This is a genomic window from Mycobacterium sp. TY814 (assembly GCF_030755175.1).
In the GTDB taxonomy this organism is placed as follows: Bacteria; Actinomycetota; Actinomycetes; order Mycobacteriales; family Mycobacteriaceae; genus Mycobacterium.
In genome coordinates, this window is record NZ_JAUFRY010000009.1 from 1 (window position 1) to 3,070 (window position 3,070).

General features: G+C 68.9%; 1 protein-coding gene. It reads left to right on the plus strand.

Translation table 11 applies throughout. From position 1 onward, the window contains the following. On the plus strand, window positions 1-3,070 hold a 3,070-nt coding region (locus QXH22_RS30425), incomplete at both ends, for an amino acid adenylation domain-containing protein (protein ID WP_306277859.1).

Sequence of the window (3,070 nt, forward strand, 5' to 3'; positions counted from 1 at the left end):
TAATCGCCGCCGCCACTACCACTTTGAACGCCGAGGTGCGGGTGTCGGACCTGTTCGAGGCGCCCACGGTGGCGGGGCTGGCCCAACGCCTGACCCCCGAGACCATCCAACACCTGCCGCTCGTGGCCCAGGAGCGCCCGGACCGGATTCCGGTGTCCTTTGCCCAGTCCCGGCTGTGGTTTCTCCACCAGTTGCAGGGCCCCTCGGCGGTCTACAACATCCCCGCCGTCCTCCACCTCGACGGCCCACTGAACGGTGACGCTCTTCGGACGGCCCTGGGGGATGTGATCACCCGCCATGAGGCCCTGCGCACCCGCTTCGACACGATCGACGGCATCGGGTATCAGCACATCGTCGATACCGACGAGCTCAAGGTGCCATGGCAGCTCATTGATGCCCGCGGTTTCACGCCCGAGCAGGTGGAGGCTGTTGTTGCCGAGGGTGTGGGCTACGGCTTTGACCTGAGTTGCGAGATCCCGATCCGCGCCACCCTGCTGCACACCGGCCACAACCGGCACGTGCTGGTGCTGCTGGTCCATCACATCGCCGCCGACGGCTGGTCGATGGGTCCGCTGGCCCGGGATCTGCAGACCGCCTACACCGCCCGCCTGACCGGCGCCGCCCCCACCTGGACACCCCTGGCGGTGCAGTACGCCGACTACACCCTGTGGCACCACCAGGTGCTGGGCGACCCCAACCAGCCCGACAGCCGCCTGGCCGGCGAGCTGGGCTACTGGGAACACACCCTGGCCGGCCTGCCGGAACGGCTAGAACTGCCCACCGACCGCCCCTACCCGCCGGTCGCGGACTACCGCGGCGCCACCCTGGACTTCGGCTGGCCCGCCGAGCTCACCCGTGAGATCCACGCGCTGGCCCGCACCCAGCAGGTCTCCCCGTTCATGGTGGTGCACGCCGCGCTGGCCGTGGTCCTCTCTGCGCTGGCCGGCACCGACGATGTCGCGATCGGGGTCCCCACCGCCGGACGCACCCACCCCGGCCTCGATGACCTGATCGGGTTCTTCGTCAACACCCTGATCCTGCGCACCCCCATCGACCACCACGACACGGTGACCGCGCTGCTGGCCCGCATCCGCACCCGCAGCGTGGAGGCCTTCGAACACCAACACACCCCCTTCGAACTCCTGGTGGAGCGCCTGCACCCCACCCGCTCGCGCACCCACCACCCCCTGATCCAAGTCATGCTCGCCTACCAAAACCTGCCCTGGACCCACCCCGCAACCACGACCGCTCTGAGGCTGGGCGACGCGCAGGTCACCGCCCACGCGGTCTCGACCGGCACCGCCCGCATGGACCTCGTCCTGTCCCTGACCGAACACCTCGACGACCAGGGGGCCCCTATCCTCACCGGGACTGTCGAGTACCGCACCGACGTCTACGACCCCGCCACCATCGAAAACCTGCTCACCCACTGGCGCCACACCCTGGAAGTCTTCACCACCACCCCCGACATTCCCCTGCACCAACTCGACCTGCTCACCCCGGTTGAGCACACCCAACTGGACACCTGGGGCAACCACCCCGCACTGCACACCCCACCACCCGCCCCCGTCTCGATTCCGCAGGTCTTCGCCCACCAGGTCGCCGCCCACCCCGACGCGCCGGCGTTAACGTTCCAGGACCGGACTTGGACCTACCACCAACTCGACACGGCCAGCACCCAGTTGGCACACCACCTGCACACCAGCTACGGCGCCGCACCAGGGGCCGTCATCGCCCTGCTGCTGCCCCGCAGCGACACCGCCATCCTGGCCATCCTGGCCGTCCTGAAAACCGGCGCCGCCTACCTCCCGATCGACCCGCAGCACCCGAGTGCGCGGGTGGGGTTCATGCTCGCCGACACCACCCCGCTCGCCGTCCTGACCACCACCACCCTCACCAGCCACCTCCCCGCTAGCACTGTCCCGGTGATCACCCTGGACACCCTGACCCTCGACGATTCACCCACCACGACCCCGCTGCCCGGACCTGACCCGCAGGACCTGGCGTATCTGATCTACACCTCCGGCACCACCGGCACCCCCAAAGGCGTGGCCACCACCCACCACAACGCCACCGCGCTCCTGACTTCCTTGCACCCCCACCTCCCCACCCACGGGGTGTGGACCCAATGCCACTCCTACGCCTTTGACTACTCCGTCTGGGAAGTCTTCGGCGCCCTGCTCGGTGGCAGCCGCCTGGTCGTGGTCCCCGACCACCTCACCGCCTCACCCACAGACCTCCACCACCTCATCACCACCCACCACGTCACCGTCTTAAGCCAAACCCCCGCCGCACTACACCACCTCCCCCACCACGGACTCGAGAACGTCACCCTCATCACCGCAGGCGAAGCCTGCCCCCCCGAGGTCGTCGCACGCTGGGCCCCACACCGGATCATGCGCAACGGCTACGGCCCCACCGAAACCACCATCTACGCCACCCTCAGCACCCCCCTAACACCCGACACCCCCACCGTCCCCATCGGCACCCCCGTCCCCACCGCCGCCCTCTTCGTCCTCGACAACTGGCTACGCCCCGTCCCGCCGGGGGCGGTGGGTGAGTTGTACGTCGCCGGCACCGGAGTCGGGGCGGGGTATTGGCGCCGCAGCGCGCTCTCCGCCTCAAGGTTCGTCGCCTGCCCCGACGGCCCACCCGGCTCCCGGATGTACCGCACCGGAGACCTCGTCTCCTGGGGCCCCGACGGGCACCTGCACTACCTCGGCCGCGCCGATGAACAAGTCAAAATCCGCGGCTACCGCATCGAATGCGGCGAAATCACCGCCACCCTCACCGCGCTCGACGGCATCGAACAAGCCGCCGTCATCGCCCGCCAAGACACCCCCGGCGAGCCCCGACTGGTCGCCTACCTCACCACCACCACCGAAGCCGGCATCAATGTGGCCCGGGTGCGAGACCAACTCACGCAGATGCTGCCGCCCTATATGGTGCCGGCCGCGTTCGTGGAGCTCAAGGAACTGCCATTGACCGTCAACGGCAAACTCGACCGCCGCGCTCTACCAGCCCCCGACTACAGCACCACCGCACAGGCTTATGTGGCCCCGGCCGGCCC